The organism is Massilia sp. TSP1-1-2, from assembly GCF_049896185.1.
Taxonomy (GTDB): Bacteria; Pseudomonadota; Gammaproteobacteria; order Burkholderiales; family Burkholderiaceae_D; genus Telluria_A.
On record NZ_JAFCTU010000185.1, the window covers coordinates 1 to 656 of the forward strand.

Consider the following 656-nt stretch of genomic DNA (forward strand, 5'->3'; position numbering starts at 1 on the left):
AACAAAGGTCGCTACGCCATGCTGTTGCCAACGCTGCTCGACTGACTGCGCGCCTACCTTGTGGAGCACTGTCCGCGCCGAAGGCAAGATCCTGAATGGGGATGGTAGATAAAAACCCTGCAGCGCGATGGGGCACAGAACTCTGCACCGTTGTTTAGTTAGTCAACTGCCTGCTCAACATCCTATCGACGAATTGCCCGCCACTGGTGCTCGCCGCGATCAGCGATCGCACATCCGCTTTAATCGCACTTTCATCCACGCCCGCCGCCCCGGCCGCCGTCATCACGGCAGCATACGCGTCCAGCACGTCGATCCCAGTAATTTCGTATCCCCATCCATTGGCGATGCCCCGCAGTGCCGTCATGCCGGCCGCCAGCGCAAACTCCGGCAGTTCCACTGCATAGTCCTTGGCCGCGCGTATGAGCGTGCGCGGATCGGAAGGGCTACGATTCGCTAACTCGATGGCCAAGTGGAAGAAGCCAGCATCCTTGGCAGCGGCAAACCACTTCCCCTCTTGGCCGGGCTGGCTCGCGACCAGGTCACGCAAAATGGTTTCCTTTGGCATGTTGGGATACTTCTTCACAATAGCCTTGAATGTCGCCAGATTGGTCGTCGCATAAGTTGCCTTAACCGCATAGCGCGCATAGGCCTCGTCC

General features: G+C 58.7%; 1 pseudogene. It reads right to left on the reverse strand.

Features of this window, described 5'->3' with window-relative positions:
• Positions 1-154 precede the first annotated feature (154 nt).
• Positions 155-656 (reverse strand): annotated as a pseudogene (locus ACP7BV_RS27610) (hypothetical protein); the annotation flags it as partial.